The organism is Curtobacterium herbarum (assembly GCF_016907335.1).
Taxonomy (GTDB): Bacteria; Actinomycetota; Actinomycetes; order Actinomycetales; family Microbacteriaceae; genus Curtobacterium; species Curtobacterium herbarum.
In genome coordinates, this window is the sequence record NZ_JAFBBT010000001.1 from 2,029,678 (window position 1) to 2,052,837 (window position 23,160).

Sequence of the window (23,160 nt, forward strand, 5' to 3'; positions counted from 1 at the left end):
ACGGATGAACACGCAAAAACAAGGAGAAACGGCCATGCTCGCTGCGGAGCGTCACGAGTGGTTGCTCGCCGAGCTCGAGCGGAACGGTCGACTCGTCGCGAAGGACGCTGCCGTGCGCCTCGGCGTGACCGAGGACAGCGTTCGCCGTGACCTGCGCACCCTCGCCGACGCGGGTCGACTCCAGCGCGTGTACGGCGGCGCACTCCCCGTGTCCCCCGCGATCCGCGGTCATGCCGACCGCACGGCGATCGCGCCGGACAGCAAGCAGCGGGTCGCCCAGGCGGCGGTGCGGCTCCTGCCGGACGGGGCCACGCTGCTCCTCGACGCCGGCACGACCGCGCTCGAGGTCGCCCGTGCACTCCCCGCCGACGCACGACTCACCGTGATGACGCCCGGGCCACTCGTGGCGGTCGCCCTGGCCGAGCACCCCCACGTCGAGATCGTCCTCATCGGCGGATCACTGTCCCGCCACTCCATGGTGACGACCGGGCCCCTGGCGGCGGAGGCCCTCCGTCGCGTCCGGGCCGACTTCTGCTTCCTCGGTGTGACCGGGGTGCACCCGGAGGCCGGACTCACCACCGGCTCGATGGACGACGCCGCGATGAAGCGCGCGATGGCAGCGCAAGCCAGTGACACGTACGTGCTGGCGAGCTCGGAGAAGATCGGTGCCGCGTCGGCGTTCCCCGTGCTCGACTTCGCCGAGGTGACCGGCCTCGTGCTCGATCCCGACCTGCCGCTCGATGAGACCGTCGCGGCAGCACTCACCCGTGCGGGTGCCCGATTTCCCGGAGGAACGGTCGAGGTCCAAGCGGCACGGCCGGTGTGAACCAGCATGCCTACGCCGAGTGCTGGGGTGCACGGCTCAGTCGAGCGATGTGGCGCGGGGGTTCTCGGGCGTTGGTCCGATGCACTCCGCGAGTGTGCGCAGACTGTCTCCGTACTGCCAGCGGTGCGCATCGATCCCCAGGCTCCGAGCTGCCGAGACGTTGGCATCGCTGTCATCGATGAAGACCGCTTCCCCCGGTTGGGCCTGGAGCTCACTGAGCACCCGATCGAAGAATCGCACCGACGGCTTCGCCACTCCGAGGTCGCACGAGTAGAAGCTGCGGTCGAACCGCTCGTCGAGGCGGAGCCGGGTCCGCATGAAGCGAGCCCGGCCTGGATCCTGGTTCGTGGTCAGCGCGACGCGACGACCTGCGCCTCGCCAGTTCGCAACGAGTTCGAGGACGTCCTGGTGCAGGTGAATGCCCTCCCACAGCCGGGTGTAGACCTCGCGAGGGTCAGCTTCGGCCCCGACGGCCTGGAGGAACTCGGCCAGCACCGGAAGCACTTCCTGCTTCCCCGTGATGACCGGACCGTCGACGCGGAACGTGTCCGCGAGCCATGCGTCCGCGGCACCTCCGGCAACTCGTCTGAGCGCGGCGACGAAGGGCTGTTCTGCTGACTGGAGAACGCCGTCGGCGTCGAGCAGGATCCACTTGTACCCGACGTCTCGCGCGGTCACGTTCATGGGCCGAGGGTATCGACCGTGGAACGACGTCGACGAGGGATCGGCTTCTGGCACGCTGACAGGATCGGCGACCGCACCGTGCGGCGCGGCAAGATCGGGTGGGGTGCCGGGTTCGGTGCTCGTCTCGTGGGACAGGGGGATCGATGGCGATCGAGATGTTGTGGGAGCAGGACGACCCGACCGAGGTGCTCCGGAACCGGTTCGGGTTCGCGGACGCCGAGGCAGTGGGTGCTTGGGTCAGCGCAACGGTCGAACGTCACTGGGGTGTTCGTGTCGGGACGCCGGAGCGGGTGGTGATGAGCGACAGCAACGCCCTCGCCTGGGTCCGCAACGGCGACGAACGCCTGCTGCTGAAGTGGTCGGTCGCATCGGACCGTTTCGAACGGCTCACGTTCGCTGCCGAGCTCACTTCCTGGCTCGGAACGGTCGGATTGCCGGTGTCGGCCCCGGTACCGACACGTGCGGGTGCGGTTCAGGTGACGAACGACGGCGTCTCGATGAGTGTGCAACGCGTCATCGACGGAACACACCTCGATGTCGGGAACGACGATCAGGTACGTGCAGCGGGGGCGACCCTCGCTCGGCTGCACGACGCGCTGCGCTCGTCCCCCTGGCACGACTCGCGGCCGGGGGTCCTGTCCGCGCCGACACCGCTCACCGAGCAGATCGCGGGCTGGATCGCTTCCGAACCGCCAGCGCTGTCCCCCGAGGCCCGCGACGTCCTCGGGCGGATGCTCGATCGCGCTCCGGCAGCTCTCCCTCCCGTCCAGATCGTGCACGGCGACTACCGTGCCGCGAACATCTTGTGCGCGGGCACCGCGATCGTCGGCGTCCTCGACTTCGAGGAGCTCCGGCTGGACCATCGGATCGTCGAGATCGCTCGCTCTGCGGTCATGCTCGGCACGCTCTTCCGCGACTGGGGGCCCGTTCCGGCGGCAGTTCGGGAGCAGTTCCTGGACGGGTACCAGACGGTTCACGCCCTCACGGACGAGGAACTCCACTGGTGGCCGGTCCTGCTGCTCTGGTACTCGTGGGCACTCGTGCCGACCGCCGACGACCTCGGTGGGTGGGGCCAGGCAGCTGTCGAGCTCCTCGCGGACACAGCGAACTCGGGGAACGCCGTCCGGATCGCCCGGCGTCCCCGGAGCTGACAGCAGGGGCGGACGCCGACCGTGCGCGGTGAAGGTGCTCCTTCTGACCGATGTGCTCCGTGGCCCAACGAGACATGATCGTCTCGTGCGTGACGAGTCCGTGAGCGGCGACTGGCCCCTCGAGCCGGTGTGGGTGTCGCTGCGCCGACTCGGAGTGGTCCTGTTGGTGATCATCACGATGACGACCACGCTGGTCCTCACCGCGTGGGCGGGAATCGAGCGCATCACTGCAGTACCCGGGTGGGGACACTGCGTCGTCCTGTGCCACGATGTCCCGATCCCGACGGTCGAGCGCGTGACCGGAGTCGACTTCCCGCGGGGTTCCACGGTGGTGCGATCGACTGGTGTCAGGACGGACTCAGAGGTTCACGAGTGGGTCAGAGCGACGGTGAGGGTCCCGAAGGCGCATCCGGTCGCCGTCGGAACTGCCCCTCCCGGCTCGCACTGCTCGCGTGCTGCAGAGATCGACGAGCTTGAACGGTCTGGCGTTCGTGCCGTCCACGGCGGGTGGATCGCAACGATGTGCGTGGTCGCAGGTGTCGACGCGGACGGCAACCAGGTCATCGTCATCGTCTGATCGAAGCCAGAGCCGCCCCGTCCCATCAGCCGATTCGATGCTGGTCGGGTGTCAGGTGAGTTTCCCTGACGGCCGATCCCCCTCAGGACAAGATCGTGAGGAGTCGGTTCCCGAAGAGCGCTGCGTAGCGTCCCTGCCTCCGCAGGATGTCCTGCACGTGGTCGGCCGTCCGTGGGAGTCGTTGAGCGAAACGGTCGAAGCCGGAGAGGATCAGGACGAGGCCGGTCTCGGACGCGTCCCACCCGTGGTCCGCCTCGGCCACGTTCGACATGCAGTCGTCCAGCGCGTCCAGGTTGTTCCCGAAGTGGCCGGGGAACTGGAGGCCCGTCGCGAAGGCCGCGTGCATCTGCTTGTCGTCATTCCATGCCCCGGCGTTCAGTTCCGTGACTCGGTAGCCCTCCCGGCGAAACCACGTCTCGGCGTCCCGCAACACAGCATCGTCTCGCAGCCTGCGGACGAACCCGTCGCGGGCGATCTCGAAGTCCAACCTGTTGCCGAGGACATCGTCGGTGGTGAATGCGGGCACGCTCGAACCGTAGTGCGAGACGAGGTCGGGAGTCTTTCCGCGCCCGATCTCGCCAACGAGCAGGCGGCTGATCGATCGGAAGCGACAGGCACGTTCGTCCCGTCCCGCCTCCTGCCGCTTGGCGGAGCGCTCTGGGCGACGGCGCAAGCAACCATCGCCCTCCTCATCGTGCTCGACGTCGTCTGTGTCGCGCTCTTCGTGCGCGGTCGGCACCGGCGAGGTGCTGCTGTCCGGTAGCTGATCTCCGGTTCAGACGACGGACGAGCCTCCGACCCGACGACCCCCGCCTGGACGGAGGAGCCACCGAGATCCTCTGTCGGCTCCCGTCAACAGGTCCGGCAGCACCGTCCGGTCACCCCCAGGTCAAGCGCTGTTCACTCGCTGCCGCTAACTCTGCATGTCGGACCACCACCCGAGGGTCCCGACATCGGAGAACACATGAACACCCGCACCGCGCTGTCCTGCGTTGCCGTCGCTGCCGTCGCCTCGCTGATGCTCGCGGCACCAGCGCACGCCGAGGACGCCAGCTTCTACAGCAGCAAGCAGCCCTACATCGCCCCCAGCCAGTCGGACATCGACGCGTACACGCCGGCACCGACGGGCTACGCACCCGTCGCGACGGAATCGGTCGCCCGACACGGGTCTCGAGGGCTCTCCGCGTACAAGTACGACGCGCTGCTGCACCGTCTCGCCGCGACCGCGCAGGCCGAGAACGGGTTCCTGACGCCCGAGATCGGGAAGCGCTTCTCCGCAAACCTGGATGCGATCACGGCCGCGAACGTCGCGAACGGCTACGGCATGCTCACCGGTCAGGGTGCCGCCCAGCACCGGGGCATCGGAGCGCGAGCCGCGCAGCGGAACGCACCGCTGTTCGCCGCAGCGGCACGCTCGGGCGGACGTGTCGTCGCCGAGACATCGGGTGAAGCTCGCGCAACGGAGTCAGGCGAGAACTTCTTGCAGGGCTTCGGGATGACGGGTGTCACGCTCGAGCCGCGCCCGGACCTGCTCTACTTCCACGAGGTCGAGAACCCGGACGGCACCGAGAAGGCCGAGGGGTCGCCCGAACGCGAGCGCGCCCAGGCGTACGAGGACTACATCGCCGCTCAGACCGGTGACGGCGGCACGATCGCGGCGGCCCTGCAGTACATCGAGTCGAAGCCGCGATCGGTCCAGGCGGCGGACGACCTGCTCTCCGGCATCTTCACACCCGAGTTCATCGCCGCGATCGGCACGGACAAGGCACACATCTGGTACAACACCGCGGACGGGTCCAAGGGCGGCGCGGTGGCGTGCGCGCCCGGCGCCGACACGAAGGCCGATCCCGATGCCTGCGGCGATCCGAAGAAGTCGATCAAGACCACCGTCGATGCGGCGATGGCGCTCTACAACCTCTACATCATCGCGGCCGACATGCAGGAGGAGAACGTCGCTCCGCACCAGTTCGACTTCGCGCAGTACTTCGCTGGCCGGTCCGCGGATGCCGAGTGGTTCGCGTACTTGCTCGACGCCGAGGACTTCTACGAGAAGGGCCCGAGCCTCGCCGGCCACGACGAGACCTACTCGATCGCCGCGCCCCTGCTCGACGACTTCTTCGCCACGATCGACGCACGCGTCGCCGGCGGCGACGTGGTCGCGACCTTCCGCTTCGCGCACGCCGAGACGATCATCCCGTTCGCTGCGCTGCTGCGTCTGCCGGGATCCACCGTGGCCGCACCCGACAACGCTGCTCCGACATCGGACGCCGACGTCTACGACGACGCCACCAACCCGTGGCGAGGCTCCGAGGTGACACCGATGGCTGCGAACGTGCAGTGGGACGTCGTGTCGCGACCGGGCATCGACCCCGCGACCGGAGCGGCCTACACGCCGCTCGTGCGCATGCTCTACGACGAGCGGGAGATCGTGTTCGCCCCCGGATGCCGTGCGGTCGCCCCCGGGTCGCACTGGGTCAAGGAGACCGAGCTCAAGCGCTGCCTCATCGGCACGGCGATGGCCGAGAGCCCGCTGATCGCTGCAGCCGCGCCAGCACCGACCGCGACGCCCACTGCCGCTTCGACGCTTCCCCCGACCGTGACACCATCGGCTCAGGGCGCCGGCGCACCGACGCCCCCGACGAAGGGCAGGCTGGCCGCGACCGGAGCGCGGTCGCCGCTTGAACCGGCGTTGCTCGCGACACTGCTCCTCCTGGCCGGTGCCGGAACGCTGGTGCTGCGTCGTCCGCGTCGTCGCAGGGAGTGACACCGATGCGGAGTGGTGGCTTCTCGAGGCCGTCGATCTGCCGTCTCACACCCGCCCGGAACAAGCCATCCGACAGCTGAAGAACCACGTTGAACACAATTCCGGTCGACAGCGAAGGACATACGCAGGTACGCATCAGGCTTCGGCCCGAAGACCGGACCCGATCGTCATGTGGTGTGTGCACCTGCGACAGTCCCGATCGTCGAACGGACGCGGCGTGAGGGGCAGCGATGGTCGCCATTACTCGGCGTCGTGAGACGCGTGGAACGCCTCTCCTGGCCGTTTCTGCGTGGTGAGGTGCTGAGCGTTGGCGGGGACACGTGCGTGCCTGACGAGGCGACGAGCCACTGGTGCAGTCACGCCACCCCACCGCGCGGCGGCCAGGGCGCACCCGTGGAGCGAGGCACCGACGCGCATCGTCTCGTGTTCGTACCAGTCCGGGTCACCCTGCTCGAACGCGGATCTGTGATCTCCGAAGAACGAGATGTAATTCGCGGTGTTGCCGCGATGAAGCCCCACGAGTTCATTGCGCAACGGATCGTCTTGAGAGGCGATCACAGTCGTCACCGGCTGCTGTCCCGTCTCGCCCAGAAGCCGCTCTCCCTCTCTGGCATGCGCTCCGGTCGAACGGCGTCGGAATTCTCGAGGCGACCACGAGCGGTGCGCCTTGACCAGACAGCCTTGCCCCAGGTCCCCGCTGGGGGCGCACCGTACACGAACGTGAGGACGTCCCGCAGTCGTCGTTTACTCGGACTCCAGCGTGTCCTTCGGACCGCGTGCTGCAGTCGTGCTCGCCGGGACGGAACGGCCGACGCGGTGACGCATCAGACCGCCCCGCACCTGCTGCCACCTCGACGTCGCCGACGGAACGCTCAACGGGAATCGGACGTCCAGCCGCGGGTCCAACACGAGCCGCACCAGCAACTCGAAGAGGGCTTTCCCGGCAACCCAGTACGCAGCGATGATCAAGATCCCGACCCCGGGCGCACGGTGCACACTGATCAGCGCGATCACCGCGATGCTGACGAGTACACCGCAGCCGGTGTAGACGCGTTTCCATGCTCCGGTCAACGCATCACGTCGAGCTTGCTGCTCCTCGCGGTCCTGCAACCCCTGGACCGCGTCCCCGAAGTCGGCCCCCTCGACTTCGTCGAAGAGCTCGCCGACCGACACGCTCAGCGCTGCGGCGATGAGCGACAGTGAGTCGAGGCTGGCGTCCCTGCCGGACTCCAACCGCTGAACTGTCCGCACCGCCACTGTGCTCTCGGACGCGAGGCGTTCCTGCGTCCAGCCGCGCCGGCGACGCAGTTCGGGAATCCGTGATTCGTTCATGGGGCGAGCCTATGAAGCCGCAACCCGCGATCACCACGCCACGATCCCGACAGTCACCCGCCAGTCACCCGCCAGTCAGCACAGCTTCCATCCTTCCGGAGGTCCTCGTCGAGAGAGCTGGAGTCCGTCGGAGGAAGGGACGGCGCTCCGGACCTTCTCCTCGATCACGACCCCGTACAGCGGGTCGGACAGTCGCTGTCCCAGGTGGGCGGTCCACTGCTCGTCACGCTGACAGGACGACAGACGGACGTCTGCGAGCACGTGTTCGGGCCGCACGGACCGTCGTTCGCGAGCGCCGTGGCCAGGAGGTCGACGGACGAGACCCGTTCGCGCCGCTCAGAGCACGAATCCGGCACGCCTGTGGAGGCTCGGGATCCCCACCGGACGGACTGACGAGCCGATCGAGTGCTGCTGGTCGGTGGGCCCTGCCGGGATCGAACCGACGACATCCACGGTGTAAACGTGGCGCTCTACCAGCTGAGCTAAAGGCCCCAGCACCGGATCCGGTGCGCCCCACATCCTACCGGTGCGCCGAGAGCCATGCCGAGTCCGTGACTACGATCGGCCGCATGCGCCGCTCCCCCGCCGTCGTCGTCGCCGCTGTCCTCGTCGCCCTGCTCACCGGCTGTTCGGCCCCCGGTGCCGACACGACTTCTGTCGCGCCCCCGTGGCCACGTCCGACGGACCTGGCGCACCGGGCCCAGGAGGCGGGGCTCGAGAACGTCTGGGGCGAACGCCTGGCCGAGCACGTCCACACGCACCTGACCATCACGGACGGCGACACCCCGGTCGTGGTGCCGGCGAACGTCGGACACTCCAAGTCGCAGCGGTTCGCCGCCCAGCTGCACACGCACGACACGTCGGGGATCCTGCACGTCGAGTCCCCGACCCGCCGGACGTTCACGCTCGGGCAGTTCTTCGACGAGTGGGGTGTCTCCCTCGGGCCGGCACACGTCGGCGGACTGCGTGGTGAGCTGACGGTCTGGGTCGACGGCAAGCGGTACTTCGGCAACCCACGGTCCATCGAGTTGACGAACCTGCGGCAGATCGGGCTCGACGTCACGACGATCGGCGAGGTCCCGCACCGGCCGGCACCGTTCGACTGGCCGCCGCAGTACCACTGACGCACAGCGGCGCCAGCCCGGACCGACCTCCCCGGACCGACCTCCCCGTACCGACCTCCTCAGGCGTCCTTCGGTGCCACCCACCCGAGGTCCAGGTCCCACTCGTCCACCGCGCCGGGTCCGAGCTGCCACACGTACTCGTTCTTGAGCTTCCGACCGTCCTCACGGAACGGCCCCGTCCGGTACGGGTAGAACGCCACGGTCGGCAGGGTGCCGTCCGGCGCGGTGCGAATCGCGTTCGAGAAGTCGCGGTTGAGTCGGCGCAGCTCGTCCACGACCGCGGGCCGGGCTCGATCGGCGTCGAAGGACTCGGCGGATGCGGCCAGCTGGAAGGCGATGTGCAGCTGACGGTTGCCGTGGTCGTCCTCGTAGCTGATCAGCCGGTGGTTCTCGACGGCCTCGAGCAGGACCGGGTCGCCGTAGACGACGTCCCGCACGGCATCGGGCGCGACGACAGCACCGTTGAAGTCGACGGACAGGTCCGAGCGACCGTAGTGGAACAGCAGCGGCAGGTCGAGTTCGGCCTCGGCGAGCAGGTCCTCGTGCCCGGTCGCCCGCAGCACGGGCTTCAGGTCGCGCATCCGCACCACGTGTCCGCGGTCGTGGATGTTGTACCGGATCCGGGGGCTGATGTTCTCGGAGCGGGCGATGGTGACGACGAGCTCGCCGCGGTCGTTCGTCTCGATGAGGTACCCGAACGGGTTGAACTGGAAGACCATCGGCAGGACGCCGTACTCGGACTGCTTCGTCAGGGCGCTCGACAGTGCCGGGTCGGCGGCGACCGCCTTCCGCAACGCCACCGAGAAGCCGGTCTCGATGCCCAGGTTGATCTCGAGGTCGCTCGCCCCGTAGGACCCGAGCACGGTGTGCGCGTACTGCTCGATGTGGGTGCGCATGTTCTCGCTGATGCCCTCGCCGCCGAACGCCGCGACGATCGTGTACTCGCGCCAGTCGATCCGGTCGTCCTCGAACAGCGCCTTGAGGAACGGCGGGTAGCTGAGGATGACGTAGGTGAAGCCCGTGCCGAACTCCTGCATCGTCTGCACGATCTTGTCGCGGTCCGGCCCGATCGACTTGATCATCGTCGACTCGGTGAGTGACGCGGTGACGTTCATACCGGTCGCCCACGCACCGAGCGAGAACGCGTTCAGCACGAACGGCTGCTTCGCCAGTTCCTTCGAGGTCCGCGCGAACCCGAGCTGCAGCAGCTGCCGCGTCGCCTGGCGCTCGTCCGGACCACGCACCCAGCTCGTCGGCACACCCGACGACCCGGACGACTCGTCCACGACGACACCGCGTCGCGGCAGCCGCCCGTCGAGACAGCGCTCCGGGATGCTCCACCGCTTGACGTAGGACTCCTTGTCCATCTCCGGCAGCCCCGAGAACGCCGCGGCGATCCCGCTGCGCGTGTCCAGACGGGAGGAACGCCCCGCGCCCGCCAGGAACGCCCGGTACGCGGGCACCCGCTTCGCCGCGAGCTCCGCCGTCCGCCACGCACGCCACCGCCCGAGGGTCCAGCGGAGCGGCTCGATGCCCGGCGCGAGCAGGAACTTGTGCGTCCCGACCCGCGGCATGAACAGTCCGACGACCGCCTCGACGACCCACACCACCGTGAACACCGCCGCGCGCTTCACGAGGCGCCGCCGTCCGCAGTCGCGGTGAGCGTCATCGCCGACGCGGGTCGTCGGTGCGCCAGGGGCGGCGGCGCACTCCGACCGAAGCGGAACAGCATCCACGCCATCCGCCCGTCGGACTCGTCCACCCCGGCACGCTCGACGAACGCCGCGTGCGACCGCGGGTTCGTGATGACGGTGCCGAACGGGTGCAGGGCGATCCCCCGCGCATCGAGGTCGAGCCAGATCCGCATGAACGTCCGACCCGCCTCGACGTACTCCGCCGGCGACCCGAACGGCCCTTCGAGCCACCCGAGCTGCCGCACGCCCCGCATCGTCGACAGGTAGACCTTCTTGAACGTGGCACCGATGCCGGGTGCTTCCCACAGCCCACGGTGCTCCATCGCGAACTTGAGCACCGGCCCGGGCATGAGCATCGTCTCGGCGGACAGCCCGTCACCGGTGTCGGCCGCCTGGCGCTTCGAGAACCGCAGCCAGTGCAGGATCTCGGTGTGCACCGCGTCGTTCCGCAGGTCGTCGAACAGCGTCGCCTGGTTCACCCGCACGATCTCGTCCACCGTCGCCCGGTCCGCCGTCGTCCGGAACCGGTGTCCTGCCTGCGCGGCGATCGCCTCGGAGGCCCGGATCGCGTCGTCATCGACGAGGGTCGCGTCGTAGGGCCTGCGCGAGGTGCGCCGCGCGAGGAAGCCGTGCAGGGCCTCCCGGTCGGCAGCCGTCGCCGGGTGCGGCGTGAGCGCGACGCTGCCCAGCCGGTGCAGGTGGTCCGCCGGGTCACGGTCGACCCGGCTGAAGTCCATCTCGGCGTGGTCGAGCGACTCGGTCACGGCGAAGCCGTGCGCCCGGGCGACCAGATCGAGCCCGGCGAGGAAGACGCCCGCGCAGACGTGCCCGAACGGGATGCCGAAGGACTCCGCCGGCAGTCCCCGCCGCAGGTCGTAGAACACGGTCGCCGTCTGGTCGTCGTCCACCCGCAGCACGATGGGCTGCGAGTTGTGCGGCGACGGGTAGTGCCGTGCGTCCTCGATGATGCCGGTCCACGGTGTGGCCATCGGTTCCCCCTCGGTGGTCGTTGCCGCGAGCATACGCACCGCCCTTCCGCACCCATGCTCGACGTGGCATGCCTGTGGACGACGCAGGGACGTCTGGGATGCTGTGGAGGAACGACCGCGGACCAGGCCGCCGTCGGAGATCAGCACCACGGGGACAGGGGAACGGGGACTTCGATGACGGAACCGTCAGCACCACCGCCAGGGAACGCCCGACGCTGGTGGATCGTCGGGGCCGGTGCGCTCGCCGTCGTGGTCGCCGCCGGCACGGTCGCGTGGTCGCTCGCCGACTCCGGCCGGGAGGCCCGCCCCACCACCACCGCGGCCGTCGCCTCCGCCACGCCCACTCCCACCCCGACCCCCTCGCGGACGCCCCTGCCCGCGGTCCCCGACCGCCCGTCGGCCGAGGCCCTCGCCGCACTGCCCCTGGCGTTCCACGACGCCGTGATCGGCCAGCTCCTGGACGGCTCCCAGGTCGACGCCCGGAACCGGTGGACGACCGCGACCCCGAAGGTGCCCCTCGTCCCGCTCTACGCCGCGCCCGACGCCGACGCTGCCCCGGTCGCGACGCTGTCCTCGTCGGTGTCGACGATCAACACGCCGGCCGCGACCGCCGTGTGGGGTCGATCAGCCGGTCGGGACGGCGGCATGGTCCTCGTGTCGACGCCGTCGCGGAACCGGACGCCCGGCGACGGTGGGGTCGCCGAGGCCCCGAGCTCGACGTTCGCCTGGGCCCGCGCCGCCGACTTCACGTTCGCGCGCATCGACCGCGAGGTCCGGATCGACAACGCCACCTCCACCATCGCGATCGTGCACCGCGACGGCACCGTCGAGACGAGCGAGACCGCACGGCTCGGCACCCCCGACGACCCGACCCCCGCGGACACGAAGACCTACATGGAGGCGAACTACGTCGACCCGCAGGTGCCGTACACGCAGGGGCACCCGATCTCGCTGACCGGTGCGCACTCGTCGAAGCTGTCCGGGTACGGCGGCAACGCGGCCCTCACCGCGCTGCACTTCTACCCGGACCCGAACGGCTCGTCCCACGGCTGCGTCCGCATCACGGCTGCGATGACGGAGGCGCTCGCGACGCTGCCGATCGGCACGCCGATCGAGTTCAGCTGAACAGTTCGCGGACCACCGCGTCGGGGCGCTCGACGTGCGCGAAGTGCCCGCAGTCCTCCACCAGGACCGTGCGGACGTCCGGCAGGACGGCGCGGAGACGCGCGAGGTCGTCCACCCGCGCGAACACGTCCTGCCGCCCGGCGATCGCCACGACCGGGCAGCGGACCGCCGACCAGCGTCCGGTGTCGTAGTGCGCGGCTGAGCGGGCCGCACCGAGGAACCCGGCCGGCCGGAACTCGTCGACGAACGCCTGCAGCACGCTCGCCGGCAGCTGCCGGACGGCGGCGAACACCGGTCCGGCGAGCAGCGGGAGCAGCCCGATCCGGGCGAGTCCGCGGAGGAGGCCCCGAGCGGCTCCCCGGGTCACGCCCAGCCCGGCACGCAGGAGCGTGAAGGCCGGCAGCGTCCGCAGGGCGCGGACCGGCCGCCGCGCGGCCGCCGCGGTGGCGAAGGTGGTGCCGGAGACGAGGCCGAGGGAGCGCACCCGCTCCGGCCTGGTGACCGCCAGGTGGAGGCCGACGAAGGCCCCCATGGAGTGGCCGACGACGTCCACCCGGTCGAGTCCCAGCGCGTCGAGCACGTCGACGAGCACCTGCGACGACTCGTCGACGTCGAGCGGGACGGCCGGTGCGGGCGAGGAGCCCCAGCCCGGTAGGTCGACGAGTACCAGGCCCCGCCCGGCGACGCCGTCGGCTGCGGACAGGAGCGGCGTCCACGTGGTCCACGACCCGGCGACACCGTGCAGGAACAGCAGCGGGCGGGGACCGGGTCGGTGGTGGACCACCGTCGGGCCGGCGCTCGACGGCACGGTCGTCGTCGTGAGGCCCCAGCGATCGGGGTCGTCGACGACGGGGTACGGCGCGTACGCGTCCGGGTGCACGGTCCGCACCTGTGGGACCGCGCCGGTGTCGGTGACGCTCACCGTGCCTCCAGTCCGACGTCTCGTGACGTCACCCGGAGTTCGGAACCGACCCCGTCGTGGAGGGGTCGGCGGTCCAGCCGACGGGATGTCAGGCGACGGGGACCGGTGCGGCACAGGCCGCGAGCCGGTCGAGGGCTGCCCGGTACTCGGTCACGTCACGGGCGACGCCCGGCTCGGAGATGATCGAGGCCTTGATGCGACCGTCCACGTCGATGACGAAGGTCGCGCGGGTCGCGAAGCCCTTCTTCTCGAGGAACACGCCGTACTCCTTCGAGACGGCACCGTGCGGCCAGAAGTCCGCGAGCAGCTCGAAGTCGTACCCGTTGACCTGCGCGAAGGACCGCAGCGTCGCCTTCGAGTCGACCGATATGCCGATCAGCTCGATGCGCTGGTCCTGGAACATCGCGATGTTGTCCTGCAGGGTGCAGAGCTCGTCCGTGCAGGTGGACGAGAACGCGAGGGGGAAGAAGACGAGGGCGACCGGGCGGTGGCCGCGGTGGTCGCTGAGTCGGACGTGCTCACCGAACTGGTTCGGGAGCTCGAAGTCCGGCGCGAGTGAGCCGATCTCCAGAGCCATCGTTGGGGTGCTTCTCTCCCAGGGCGTTGGGTGTGCCCTACGGTTCCACACGTCCACCGGTCGCGGACGCACGGTCGGCCATGCTACGCCGACGCCGTCCGAACGCAAGTGGCGTCCGGTGCGCGCCGCCGTCAGCGGGAGCGTCGGTGCAGGGGCCTAGAGTGGACGCGGCCCGTCCCCGGTCGTGATCCGACCACCGACGGCCCGACATGTCCACCACCACGAGAACGAACGAGGTCAACGGTGACGGTGAACGACCAGGACCCGCGCAGCACCGCAGGAACGGACCAGGACCCGGAGGAGACCGCCGAGTGGCGTGAGTCCCTCGACGGCCTCGTCCAGACCCACGGACACCAGCGGGCTCGCGAGATCATGCAGAGCCTGCTGAAGCGCTCGAACGAGCTGCACCTCGGTGTGCCGATGGTCCCGACGACCGACTACGTCAACACGATCGCGCCGGAGGACGAGCCCGAGTTCCCCGGCGACGAAGAGCTCGAGCGTCGCTACCGTCGGTGGATCCGCTGGAACGCGGCCATCACGGTGCACCGCGCGCAGCGACCCGGCATCTCGGTCGGTGGCCACATCTCGACCTACGCGTCGAGCGCCGCCATGTACGAGGTCGGCTACAACCACTTCTTCCGCGCGCAGGACCACCCGTCCGGCGGCGACCAGGTCTTCTTCCAGGGCCACGCCTCCCCCGGCATGTACGCCCGCGCCTACATGGAAGGTCGCCTGAGCGAGGACCAGCTCGACGGCTTCCGTCAGGAGAAGTCGCACAGCGGCGGCGGGCTGTCGTCCTACCCGCACCCGCGCCTGATGCCGCACTTCTGGCAGTTCCCGACCGTGTCGATGGGCATCGGTCCGATCAACGCGATCTACCAGGCGCAGCAGGCCAAGTACCTGTCCAACCGCGGCATCAAGGACGCCATGGACCAGCAGGTCTGGGCGTTCCTCGGTGACGGCGAGATGGACGAGGTCGAGTCCCGCGGGCAGCTCCAGGTCGCCGCGAACGACGGTCTCGACAACCTGAACTTCGTCATCAACTGCAACCTCCAGCGCCTCGACGGACCCGTCCGTGGCAACGGCAAGATCATCCAGGAGCTCGAGGCGTTCTTCCGCGGTGCGGGCTGGAACGTCATCAAGGTCGTCTGGGGCCGCGAGTGGGACGACCTGCTCGCCCGCGACACCGACGGCGCGCTGCTCAACCTGATGAACGTGACGCCGGACGGCGACTACCAGACGTACAAGGCCGAGAACGGTGCCTACGTCCGCGAGAACTTCTTCGGGCGCGACCCGAAGGCGCTCGAGCTGGTCGAGGGCTACTCGGACGACCAGATCTGGAACCTCAAGCGCGGTGGCCACGACTACCGCAAGGTCTACGCCGCCTTCAAGGCCGCCAGCGAGCACAAGGGCCAGCCGACCGTCATCCTGGCGAAGACGGTCAAGGGCTACGGCCTCGGCCCGAGCTTCGAGGGCCGCAACGCGACCCACCAGATGAAGAAGCTCACGCTCGACAACCTCAAGCAGTTCCGCGACGAGATGCGCATCCCGATCACGGACGCCCAGCTCGAGGAGAACCCCTACACGCCGCCGTACTACCACCCGGGCAACGACGACGAGGCGATCCAGTACATGCACGAGCGTCGCCGTGAACTCGGTGGCTACGTGCCGGAGCGTCGCACGAAGTACACGCAGGTCAACCTGCCGGACGAGTCGAAGTACCAGGTCGTCAAGAAGGGCTCCGGCAAGCAGGAGGTCGCCACCACGATGGCGTTCGCCCGTCTGCTGAAGGACCTGCTCCGCTCGCCGGACTTCGGCAACCGCGTCGTCCCGATCATCCCGGACGAAGCGCGCACGTTCGGGATGGACGCGTACTTCCCGACCGCGAAGATCTACAACCCGAACGGCCAGCACTACACGTCGGTCGACCGTGAGCTCCTGCTGGCCTACAAGGAGAGCCCGCAGGGCCAGATCATCCACGTCGGCATCAACGAGGCCGGCGCGATGGCGGCCTTCACCGCCGTCGGCACGTCGTACTCGACGCAGGGCGAGCCGCTCATCCCGGTCTACGTCTTCTACTCGATGTTCGGCTTCCAGCGCACCGGCGATGCCATCTGGGCCGCCGGTGACCAGATGACCCGCGGGTTCATGATCGGCGCCACCGCCGGCCGTACCACCCTGACGGGTGAGGGTCTGCAGCACGCCGACGGCCACTCGCCGCTCCTCGCGGCGTCGAACCCGGCCGTGGTGTCGTACGACCCCGCGTACGGGTATGAGATCGGCCACATCGTCCGGACCGGCCTCGACCGCATGTACGGCACGAACGAGGACGGCACCCCGTCGCACGACGACCCGAACGTCATGTACTACCTGACGGTCTACAACGAGCCGCTCGTGCAGCCGGCCGAGCCCGAGGGCGTCGACGTCGAGGGCATCGTCAAGGGCATGTACCTGCTCAAGGCCAGCGAGCACGACGGCCCGAAGGCCCAGCTGCTCGCGTCCGGTGTCGCCGTGCCGTGGATCCTCGAGGCGCAGCAGCTCCTCGCCGAGGACTGGGGCGTGTCCGCCGACGTCTGGAGCGTCACCAGCTGGGGCGAGCTCTACCGTGACGGTGTGGACGCCGAGCAGCACGCGTTCCTCAACCCGAACGAGCAGCCGCGCACCCCGTACGTGACCGAGCGCCTGCTCGACACCGAGGGCCCGGTCGTGGCGGTCAGCGACTTCATGCACGCCGTGCAGGAGCAGATCCGCCCGTTCGTCCCGACCGACTACGCCACGCTCGGCGCCGACGGCTTCGGCTTCTCGGACACCCGTCCGGCCGCACGCCGCTTCTTCCACATCGACGGCCCCTCGGTCGTCGTGCGGACGCTGCAGCAGCTGGTCCGCCAGGGCAAGCTCGACGCCTCGGTCCTGCAGCAGGCGATCGACAAGTACCGCCTGCACGACGTGACCGCCGGAACGACCGGCAGCGCGGGCGGCGAGAGCTGAACCGCTGGTGATGACACCCCGCACCGACGCTGCCGGAGCGCAGGAGGACGACCGGGCACGGGCGCTCTCCTGGCTCCGGCAGGTGTCGGGCGAACTCTCGACCGCGACCATCAAGCGGCTGGAGGACACACTCCCCTGGTACAGCGAGATGCCGCCGGGCCGACGCTCGGCGGTCGGCATGGTGGCCCAGGCCGGCATCACGTCGTTCATCTCCTGGCTCGAGGGCAGTGCGTCGACCCCGTGGATCGCCGCGGCCGACGTGTTCGGCTCGGCGCCACGGGAGCTCCTGCGCTCGGTGAGCCTGCAGCAGACCCTGCAGCTCATCCGCGTCGTGGTGACCGTCGTCGAGGAACGCGCCGCCGACGACGAGATGCTGCAGGAGGCGATCCTCAAGTACTCGCGCGACATCGCGTTCGCCGCGGCCGACGTCTACGCCCGTGCGGCCGAGGCCCGTGGGCTCTGGGACGCCCGGCTCGAGGCCCTCGTGGTCGACTCGATCCTGTCGGGCGAGTACGACGACGAACTGCCGTCCCGCATCGCCGCCCTCGGCTGGCACGGGCACGGTGAGGTCGCGGTGCTCGTCGGGACCGCCCCGAAGCAGCTCGAGGTGGACCAGGTCCGTCGGACGGCGCGGCACCAGGACGCGGACGTGCTCATCGGCGTGCAGGGCTCCCGCCTCGTCGTCGTCATCGGGCGGTCCACCCCGCGGGACGACGTGCCCGAGGGCGAAGAGCCGGTCTCCTTCATGTCGATCGCGCAGGAGCTGGAACCGCTGTTCGGCGAGGGCCACCTGGTGCTCGGCAACGAGGTCCCCGGTGTGGTCGACGCCTCGACCAGCGCCAAGGCCGCACTCGCCGGCTTCGCGGTCGCCCGGGCCTGGCGCGGGGCACCCCGACCGGCCCTCGCGGACGACCTGCTGCCCGAGCGGGCACTGGCCGGCGACCCGCTTGCCCGGTCGGCACTCGTGCAACGGATCTACATCCCGCTGAAGGACCAGTCGACCGAGCTGCTGCAGACGCTCTGGTGCTACCTGGACACCGGGCGCTCGCTCGAGGCCACGGCACGCGAGCTCTTCGTGCACCCGAACACCGTGCGCTACCGGCTCCGCCGCGTCGCCGACGTCATCGGCTGGGACGCCACACACGCCCGGGACGCCCTGATCGTGCAGTCGGCGCTCATCCTCGGCGCGATGTCCGAGTCGGCGTCCACCCGCCGTCGTCCGACCCGCCGCTAGGGGTTCCTACAACGCATCCGTCGAATCCGTGTGGGGAGTCCACACGGGTCCTGCGGGGACGGGCAGACAGGATTGACCGGTGATCGTCGTCGTCGCGCCCGGACAGGGCTCCCAGACCCCCGGCTTCCTCGCCCCCTGGCTCGAGGACTCCGCCGTCCGTGACCGAGTCGGGCAGTGGTCCGAGGCGATCGGCGTCGACCTGGCCGAGCACGGCACGAACTCCGACGCGGACACCATCAAGGACACCGCCCTGGCGCAGCCGCTCATCGTGGCCGCCGGACTCGTGACCGCGGACGCCCTGCTCGCCGACGGTCGCCGCGACCTCGTCGGCGGGGTCGCCGGTCACTCGGTGGGCGAGTTCACCGCCGCCGCCGTCGCGGGGGTCCTCACGCCGACCGACGCCGTGTCACTGGTCGCCGAGCGTGGCCGTGCGATGGCCGCCGCCGCCGCACTCGAGCCGACCTCGATGGCCGCCGTCCTCGGCGGCGACGCCGACGCACTGGCCGCCGCCCTCGAGTCGCTCGGCCTGACCGCCGCGAACCACAACGGCGGCGGACAGACCGTCGTCGCCGGACCGGCCGAGGCGATCGCGCGTCTCGCCGCCGAGCCGCCCGCGAAGGCACGGGTCATCCCGCTCGCGGTCGCCGGCGCCTTCCACACCCGCTTCATGGCCCCCGCGGTCGACCGGGTCGCCCCGGTCGCTGCTGCCGCCACCGTGCAGGACCCGACCCTGCCGCTCTGGACCAACGCCGACGGCTCGCGCGTCACGGACGGCCGTCACTTCGTCGACCTCATGGTCCGGCAGATCGCCAACCCCGTGCACTGGGACGCCGTGATGGCCTCGTTCCAGCAGGCCGGGGTCACCGGGATCATCGAGCTCGCTCCGGCCGGCGCGCTCGTCGGCCTGGCGAAGCGCGGGCTCCGCGGCACACCGACCGTCGCGATCAAGACGCCCGAGGACCTGCCCGCCGCGGTCGAGCTGCTCCAGAGCGCCGCCGCCGACACCACCGAGGGCACCCGATGACCGACACGAGCAGCACCGCCGACACGAGCGGCACCGCCGACGCCAGCAGCACCAGCGCGACCAGCGGCACGACCGACACCGACGGGACCGACGCGACCACGGGCCTCCCGTCCGTCGCCCGACCGGTCCTGTCGCAGCGACGCGGCCACGAGTTCACCCGGATCCTCGCGTTCGGCGCCGCGCGCGGCGAGAACGCCGTCCCGAACGAGGACCTGATCGGACCGATCGACTCCTCCGACGAGTGGATCCGTCAGCGCACCGGCATCGTCACCCGCATGCGCGCCGGACGCGACGTCGAGGCGGTGGACCTGGCCGAGACGGCTGCGCGCGAAGCGATCGCGAAGGCCGGCCTGACGCCCGACCAGATCGGTGTCGTCCTGGTCGCCACCGTCACGCACTCGGTCGCCACGCCGTCGCTGGCCTCGCTGCTCGCCGAGCGGATCGGCGCCACGCCGGCTGCCGCGTACGACATCAGCGCCGCGTGCGCCGGGTACGCGTACGGCATCGCCCAGGCCGACTCGTTCATCAAGTCGGGCATCGCCGACCACGTGCTGGTCATCGGCGCGGAGAAGCTCAGCGACGTCGTCGACCCGACCGACCGCTCGATCTCGTTCCTGCTCGGGGACGGGGCGGGCGCGGCGGTCGTCGGTCCGAGCGAGACCGCCGGCATCGGCCCGAGCATCTGGGGCTCCGACGGCTCGAAGTGGGACGCGATCGGCATGACCGCGACCTACAACGAGTGGGAGGCCGGCGCACCCCGCCCGACCATGCGCCAGGCCGGTCAGACGGTCTTCCGCTGGGCCGTCTGGGAGATGGTGAAGGTCGCCCGCCAGGCGCTCGAGGCGGCCGGCGTCCGCGCCGACCAGCTCGCCGCGTTCGTGCCGCACCAGGCGAACATCCGGATCATCGACGAGTTCGCGAAGCAGCTCGGCATCCCGGACACGGTGGCCATCGCCCGCGACATCACCACCACTGGCAACACCTCCGCCGCGAGCATCCCGCTCGCCACGCACCGCCTGCTCGCCGAGCACCCGGAACTGTCGGGCGGACTCGCCCTGCAGATCGGGTTCGGCGCCGGACTCGTGTTCGGCGCGCAGGTGGTCGTCCTCCCCTAGTCCCACGCGCCTCCGGGCGCGGGCGCGGCCCGTGCCCTAGGCTGTCCCACGGTCAAACGACACCCCCCTCAAGGAGAACACTCATGGCCCTGTCCAACGAAGAAGTCCTCGCCGGCCTGGCCGAGCTGATCAACGACGAGACCGGTATCGCTACCGACACCGTCGCCGCAGACAAGTCGTTCACCGACGACCTCGACATCGACTCCATCTCGATGATGACCATCGTCGTGAACGCCGAAGAGAAGTTCGACGTCAAGATCCCCGACGAAGAGGTCAAGAACCTCAAGACCGTCGGCGACGCCGTCGACTTCATCGTCAAGGCCCAGGCCTGAAACGAGCTTCCTGAGCGCCGCGGGCTGCTGACCCTCCAGTCATGGCCCGCGGCGCTCGTCTTGTCCCTCGCAGAAAGAACCGTCGTTCATGACCAAGAGAACCGTCGTCGTCACCGGGATCGGTGCGATCAGTCCCCTCGCTGCGACCGCCAAGGAATCCTGGGCGGCCCTGCTCGCCGGTGAGTCCGGCATCAGCCGCATCGAAGACCCGCGCTACGCCGAGCTGGAGCTCCCCGTCGAGTTCGCCGGTCAGGCGCGTCGCTTCGTCACCGACCAGCTCACCCGTCCCGAGTCGAAGCGGCTCGACCCGTCCTCGCAGCTGTCGCTCATCGCGGCGCGCGAAGCCTGGGCCGACGCCGGCATCGACGCCGAGTCCGTCGTCCCCGAGCGTCTCATCGTCGACTGGGCGACCGGCATCGGCGGCGTGAACACGCTCCTCGACGCCTGGGACACCCTCCGCGAGAAGGGCCCGCGTCGCGTCATGCCGATGACGGTCCCGATGCTCATGGCGAACGGCCCCGCCGCAGCCATCGAGATGGAGTTCGGCGCCCGTGGTGGCGCCCGTACCTACCTCTCCGCCTGCGCCTCCTCCACGGAGTCCCTGGCCGAGGCCTACCGTCACGTCGCCTTCGGTGACGCGGACATCGTCATCGCCGGTGGCGCCGAGGCGGCGCTGCACCCGCTGCCGCTCGCCTCGTTCGCGGCGATGCAGGCGCTGTCCCGTCGGAACGACTCCCCCGAGACCGCGTCCCGCCCGTACGACGTCACCCGTGACGGCTTCGTGCTCGCCGACGGCGCCGCCGCGCTGATCCTCGAGACGAAGGAACACGCCGAGGCCCGCGGTGCGCACATCTACGCCGAGGTCGCCGGCTCCGGCATCACCTCGGACGCGTTCCACATCACCGCGCCGGACCCCGAGGGCTCCGCGGCCGCCCGTGCCGTCCTCATGGCGCTCGAGCACGCCGACGCCAGCCGCGAGGACGTCGCACACGTCAACGCACACGCGACGTCGACCCCCGTCGGTGACGTCGCCGAGTACCACGCCATGCGTCGCGTCTTCGGCGACCACCTCGACTCCGTCGTCGTGTCCGCCACGAAGGCCTCCACCGGGCACCTGCTCGGTGGTGCCGGCGCGATCGAGGCGGTCTTCACCGTCCTCGCACTCGAGAACCGCGTCGCACCGCCGACGATCAACCTGACCGAGCAGGACCCGGAGATCGTGATGGACGTCGCGACCGCGCCGCGCGACCTGCCGCAGGGCGACCTGCTCGCGGTGAGCAACTCGTTCGGGTTCGGTGGGCACAACGCCGTGGTGGCGTTCCGTTCCGTCTGATCCACCTGTCGGTCTGGAGGCCCGTCCCGCGTCGCGGGGCGGGCCTCCTGTCCGTCCGGGGGTGGCGAGCCTCTCCCGAGCGGGCGGGCCGGCGGGCTGGCTGGTATCCCCCGAGCGGTCACAACACCCCGCTCACCTCCGCCGACTGGTCACGAACCGTCGCTCCGGAGGCCCGCAACCGACAGAACGTGACCACTCGGCGACACGAGCCGGGCGCGCCCACCCGACGGCACACGCCGACAACCCCGCCCGCCCAGGACGGCACGTCAGTCGGGGTCGCCCGCCGGGGCCGGCACGTCAGCCGAGGTACCCCCCCCCGAGCGGTCACGCCGCCCCGCTCACCTCTCGCCGACTGGTCACGAACCGTCGCTCTGGAGGCCCGCAACCGACAGAACCTGACCGCTCGGCCACACGGGGCCGGGCGAGCCCACCCGCCGGTCGGGAGGCCCGTACCGCGTCGCGAGGCGAGCCTCCCATCCGTCCGGGGGGGGTGGCGAGCATCCCCCGAGCGGTCACGACGCCCCGCTCACCTCCGCCGACCGGTGACGAACCGTCGCTCTGGAGGCCCGCAACCGACAGAACGTGACCACTCGGCGACACGGGGCCGGCGCGCCCAGCCCGCCTACCCCGGCCTACGCCCTACCCCCGGCACCGGCCCCCCGGCCCACCCCCGGCACCCGGCGGGACGCCGAACGCCGCCCCGGAGGACGGCGTTCGGCGTGACGGGAGGAACGTGCGGACTCAGCCGACGCGGTGCAGCCAGACGACGGGGTTGCCCTCGGCGGCGTGCCGGAACGGCTCGAGTTCGTCGTCCCACGCCTGCCCGAGGGCGAGCCGGAGCTCCCGGTGCAGTTCGAGGGCGTTGCTGCCGGCGATCTCCATCGCGTAGCGGATCCGGTCCTCGGGGACGACCATGTTGCCGCTGACGTCGGTCTGCGCGTAGAACACACCGAGGTCGGGCGTGTGCATCCACCGGCCGCCGTCGGCCTCGGTGGTGGCGTCCTCGGTGACCTCGAAGCGCAGGTGCTCCCACCCGCGCAGCGCAGAGGCGATCGCCGCGCCGGACCCGACCGGTCCGGACCAGGTGAACTCGGTACGGCGCGAACCGTCGAGTGCGGGCTGATCCAGCCACGAGAAGTTCACGGCACGGTTCATCGCGCGACCTGCCGCCCATTCGACGTGTGGGCAGAGCGCGCGTGGTGAGGAGTGCACGTAGAGCACTCCTGACGTTGTCCCAGTCACGATTCCTCCGATCGTCAGGTGCGACTTCCCCATCGACCTGTACAGCGGAGGACCCGTTCGGGCCATCGGTATGCGATTGTGATGTCCCGGAGGACACGCTCATCATGCCAGGTGCCGACTGGGAACG

General features: G+C 70.1%; 20 protein-coding genes and 1 tRNA gene. 12 read left to right on the top strand and 9 right to left on the bottom strand.

Annotated features, from left to right (window positions below; all coding sequences use genetic code 11):
* Positions 1-34: 34 nt before the first annotated feature.
* Complete coding sequence (locus JOD51_RS09740) at positions 35-826, top strand: DeoR/GlpR family DNA-binding transcription regulator (protein ID WP_204608080.1); 792 nt, start codon at positions 35-37, stop codon at positions 824-826.
* Between the two features lie 36 nt (positions 827-862).
* Here JOD51_RS09740 and JOD51_RS09745 read toward each other — a convergent pair whose 3' ends face one another.
* The gene (locus tag JOD51_RS09745) at positions 863-1,510 is read right to left on the bottom strand and encodes an HAD family hydrolase (protein WP_204608081.1); all 648 of its coding nucleotides are present in this window, start codon (positions 1,508-1,510) and stop codon (positions 863-865) included.
* Positions 1,511-1,653: 143 nt separating this feature from the next.
* Here JOD51_RS09745 and JOD51_RS09750 point away from each other — a divergent pair, with 143 nt between their 5' ends.
* Together JOD51_RS09750 and JOD51_RS09755 are read left to right on the top strand one after the other, a co-directional pair.
* Entirely contained in the window at positions 1,654-2,661 is a 1,008-nt protein-coding gene (locus JOD51_RS09750; RefSeq protein WP_204608082.1) for a phosphotransferase, read from the top strand.
* Positions 2,662-2,746: 85 nt separating this feature from the next.
* Positions 2,747-3,238 carry a hypothetical protein gene (locus JOD51_RS09755; RefSeq protein WP_204608083.1) on the top strand — a complete coding sequence of 164 codons (492 nt, stop codon included), beginning with the start codon at positions 2,747-2,749 and terminating at the stop codon, positions 3,236-3,238.
* An 82-nt stretch (positions 3,239-3,320) separates the two neighbouring features.
* On the opposite strand, the gene JOD51_RS17080 is transcribed toward JOD51_RS09755, so the two are convergent.
* On the bottom strand, positions 3,321-3,764 hold the full coding sequence (locus JOD51_RS17080; protein WP_204608084.1) for a barstar family protein: 444 nt from the start codon (positions 3,762-3,764) through the stop codon (positions 3,321-3,323).
* A 438-nt stretch (positions 3,765-4,202) separates the two neighbouring features.
* Between JOD51_RS17080 and JOD51_RS09765 the strand changes: the two genes are divergently transcribed.
* Complete coding sequence (locus tag JOD51_RS09765) at positions 4,203-6,002, top strand: histidine phosphatase family protein (RefSeq protein WP_204608085.1); 1,800 nt, start codon at positions 4,203-4,205, stop codon at positions 6,000-6,002.
* 744 nt (positions 6,003-6,746) lie between these two features.
* Here the strand turns inward: JOD51_RS09765 and JOD51_RS09770 are convergent.
* Both JOD51_RS09770 and JOD51_RS09775 read right to left on the bottom strand, forming a co-directional pair.
* Positions 6,747-7,334, bottom strand: a complete 588-nt coding sequence (locus tag JOD51_RS09770) for a helix-turn-helix domain-containing protein (protein ID WP_204608086.1) — start codon at positions 7,332-7,334, stop codon at positions 6,747-6,749.
* Between the two features lie 419 nt (positions 7,335-7,753).
* Positions 7,754-7,826: transfer RNA gene (locus JOD51_RS09775), tRNA-Val, on the bottom strand.
* 77 nt (positions 7,827-7,903) lie between these two features.
* Here JOD51_RS09775 and JOD51_RS09780 point away from each other — a divergent pair.
* Positions 7,904-8,458, top strand: coding sequence for a lipoprotein (locus JOD51_RS09780; RefSeq protein ID WP_204608087.1), 555 nt, complete (start codon positions 7,904-7,906; stop codon positions 8,456-8,458).
* A gap of 59 nt (positions 8,459-8,517) precedes the next feature.
* Here the strand turns inward: JOD51_RS09780 and JOD51_RS09785 are convergent, their stop codons facing one another.
* Together JOD51_RS09785 and JOD51_RS09790 are read right to left on the bottom strand one after the other, a co-directional pair.
* Positions 8,518-10,092, bottom strand: coding sequence for a phenylacetate--CoA ligase family protein (locus JOD51_RS09785; protein ID WP_259557080.1), 1,575 nt, complete (start codon positions 10,090-10,092; stop codon positions 8,518-8,520).
* Positions 10,089-11,141, bottom strand: a complete 1,053-nt coding sequence (locus JOD51_RS09790; protein WP_204608088.1) for a nitroreductase family protein — start codon at positions 11,139-11,141, stop codon at positions 10,089-10,091. The genes JOD51_RS09785 and JOD51_RS09790 overlap by 4 nt, the downstream gene beginning before the upstream one ends.
* Before the next feature lie 174 nt (positions 11,142-11,315).
* Between JOD51_RS09790 and JOD51_RS09795 the strand changes: the two genes are divergently transcribed.
* On the top strand, positions 11,316-12,266 hold the full coding sequence (locus JOD51_RS09795) for a L,D-transpeptidase (RefSeq protein WP_204608089.1): 951 nt from the start codon (positions 11,316-11,318) through the stop codon (positions 12,264-12,266).
* Here the strand turns inward: JOD51_RS09795 and JOD51_RS09800 are convergent.
* Both JOD51_RS09800 and JOD51_RS09805 read right to left on the bottom strand, forming a co-directional pair.
* A complete protein-coding gene (locus JOD51_RS09800) occupies positions 12,259-13,188 on the bottom strand; it encodes an alpha/beta fold hydrolase (RefSeq protein WP_204608090.1) in 930 nt (309 codons plus the stop codon). The two genes, JOD51_RS09795 and JOD51_RS09800, sit on opposite strands and share 8 nt — an antisense overlap.
* Before the next feature lie 88 nt (positions 13,189-13,276).
* Entirely contained in the window at positions 13,277-13,765 is a 489-nt protein-coding gene (locus tag JOD51_RS09805) for a peroxiredoxin (RefSeq protein WP_204608091.1), read from the bottom strand.
* Between the two features lie 243 nt (positions 13,766-14,008).
* Between JOD51_RS09805 and aceE the strand changes: the two genes are divergently transcribed.
* From aceE to JOD51_RS09835, 6 genes are all read left to right on the top strand, one after another.
* Positions 14,009-16,753 (top strand): pyruvate dehydrogenase (acetyl-transferring), homodimeric type, encoded by a 2,745-nt coding sequence (gene aceE, locus JOD51_RS09810; protein WP_204608092.1) that lies wholly within the window; start codon positions 14,009-14,011, stop codon positions 16,751-16,753.
* A 10-nt stretch (positions 16,754-16,763) separates the two neighbouring features.
* Entirely contained in the window at positions 16,764-17,987 is a 1,224-nt protein-coding gene (locus JOD51_RS09815; protein WP_204608093.1) for a PucR family transcriptional regulator, read from the top strand.
* A gap of 79 nt (positions 17,988-18,066) precedes the next feature.
* A complete protein-coding gene (locus JOD51_RS09820; RefSeq protein ID WP_204608094.1) occupies positions 18,067-19,011 on the top strand; it encodes an ACP S-malonyltransferase in 945 nt (314 codons plus the stop codon).
* Entirely contained in the window at positions 19,008-20,126 is a 1,119-nt protein-coding gene (locus JOD51_RS09825) for a beta-ketoacyl-ACP synthase III (RefSeq protein WP_204608095.1), read from the top strand. Before JOD51_RS09820 ends, JOD51_RS09825 begins: the two co-directional genes overlap by 4 nt.
* Positions 20,127-20,209: 83 nt before the next feature.
* Positions 20,210-20,458 carry an acyl carrier protein gene (locus tag JOD51_RS09830; protein WP_058741348.1) on the top strand — a complete coding sequence of 83 codons (249 nt, stop codon included), beginning with the start codon at positions 20,210-20,212 and terminating at the stop codon, positions 20,456-20,458.
* Between the two features lie 88 nt (positions 20,459-20,546).
* Complete coding sequence (locus JOD51_RS09835; RefSeq protein ID WP_204608096.1) at positions 20,547-21,791, top strand: beta-ketoacyl-[acyl-carrier-protein] synthase family protein; 1,245 nt, start codon at positions 20,547-20,549, stop codon at positions 21,789-21,791.
* A gap of 741 nt (positions 21,792-22,532) precedes the next feature.
* Here the strand turns inward: JOD51_RS09835 and JOD51_RS09840 are convergent.
* The gene (locus JOD51_RS09840; protein ID WP_204608097.1) at positions 22,533-23,066 is read right to left on the bottom strand and encodes a DUF3145 domain-containing protein; all 534 of its coding nucleotides are present in this window, start codon (positions 23,064-23,066) and stop codon (positions 22,533-22,535) included.
* Between the last annotated feature and the right edge of the window lie 94 nt (positions 23,067-23,160).